2 protein-coding genes are annotated in these 1,732 nt (G+C 51.0%); both read left to right on the top strand.

Annotated features, from left to right (window positions below; all coding sequences use genetic code 11):
- A partial coding sequence (locus HMPREF9473_RS27745) for a hypothetical protein (protein ID WP_034858440.1) occupies positions 1-275 on the top strand: 275 nt, incomplete at its 5' end.
- Positions 276-280: 5 nt separating this feature from the next.
- Complete coding sequence (locus HMPREF9473_RS13760; protein WP_006780738.1) at positions 281-1,684, top strand: PLP-dependent aminotransferase family protein; 1,404 nt, start codon at positions 281-283, stop codon at positions 1,682-1,684.
- Positions 1,685-1,732 lie beyond the last annotated feature (48 nt).

Raw genomic sequence — 1,732 nt, 5'->3', positions numbered from 1 at the left:
AAAAAACAACAGTCCTGGAGTCCAAAGCTGCAGCTTCCAAAAGGGAGGAAGCACCGGACAGCCAGCCACCGGAAAGCGAACCGCCGGCCAGCCAGCTGCCAGAAAGCGAAGCGTCGGCCAGCCAGCCACCGGAAAGCGAATCGCCGGTCAGCCAGCCACCAGAAGTCGAACCACCGGCCAGCCAGCCGCCAAGTACCACACCCCAGCCAGATTCCACAGTGATTTTGGAGGGGCCAGGTGTCGAAACCGGCTGTATCCCGGAGATGGAGGAGTAATCATTATGCCAGTCAACTCATTTGATGACTATCCAATGTCGTGGAAACCAAATAAAGAAGAATTGTCATTTCCCATCTACTACTGCCTTGCAGATATGATGGAGCGGGATATCAAGAGTGGGAAACTGACTGCCAATACCAAGCTGCCGCCCCAGAGGGAGCTGGCAGACTTTCTTGACCTGAATTTAAGCACAATCACCAAGGCATATAAACTCTGTGAGATGAGAGGATTGATTCATGCGGTTACGGGGAAAGGAACATTTGTCACTCCTTATGCCAATGTCCCCACATCTACGGTGGAAAAATATGCTGGGGAAGGAATTGAGATGGCAGTCATTCACCCCTTTTACGAGCAGAACTCCATCATCCGTGATTTGACCATAGATATTCTGAAAAAGCCTTATTCCGAGCGCCTTTTTGAGTATTCCAATCCGCTGGGGGACCGTGGACAGATTCTGACAGCGGCCCGGTGGCTGTCCAGATTTGGTCTGGATGCAGAGGAACACAACACTGTGATCGGGGCTGGGGCCCAGAATGCACTGGCGGTTATTTTATCATCACTGTTTGAGGCTGGGGACCGGATTGCCGTTGACAGTTATACTTATCCCAATTTTATCAGTCTGGCTAACCTGCTGTATCTGCAGCTGGTTCCCATTGAACAGGACAAGGATGGAATGCGTCCCGATAAACTGGAGCAGGTCTGCGCTAATCAGAACATCAAGGGTATCTATTTGATGCCCTCCGGCGGGAATCCAACTAATCTGGCTTTTTCGGATGCCCGTAAACAGGAGATTGCCGAGTTGATAAGGAAATGGAAACTGATTGCTATCGAGGATGATAATTATGCCTCCCTGCTGGAGAAACCTTATTCACCGGTCGCGTTGCTGGCTCCGGAACAGTGTATTTACATCAGTGGACTCTCCAAGCCGCTGTGTCCTGGACTGCGTATCGCCTATCTCTGTCTTCCGGAGCAGTACTTTAATGCTGTGGAACAGGGGATGTTCAGCCAGAACCTGAAAATATCTTCGCTGAATATGGAAATTGCCGCGGAAATCATTCGAAGCGGTCTGGTCTGGAAAATCATACAGAAAAAACGGAAGATGGCGATGGCCCGCAATCGGATTTACGCTGACTTTTTCCCGGAAAGCACTGTCTGTATGGAATCTTACTACCAGTGGCTGAAGCTTCCGCCTCACTGTGCCGGAAGTATGTGTGAATCGGAGCTTGCCCACCGGGGTGTCCGTGTGTTTGGAGCGGAGCGGTTCTCCGTGGGGAACCGGATAGATTCCAACGCCATCCGAATCGCCACCTGTTCCACGGAAAACGATGAGCAGCTGCGGCTGGGGTTAGAATCCATCCGGACGTTTATCCGGAAACAGGAATCCGCCGCCCCTGTATTCATCGTGTGAGAATTGGCTGGGCGTCCAACTTTTTCTTTTTTTGTTTTGTAATAGGGA

This window comes from Hungatella hathewayi WAL-18680 (assembly GCF_000235505.1).
Taxonomy (GTDB): domain Bacteria; phylum Bacillota; class Clostridia; order Lachnospirales; family Lachnospiraceae; genus Hungatella_A; species Hungatella_A hathewayi_A.
Note: the sequence above shows the minus strand (reverse complement) of the source record. Positions and strands in the feature narration are given on the sequence as shown.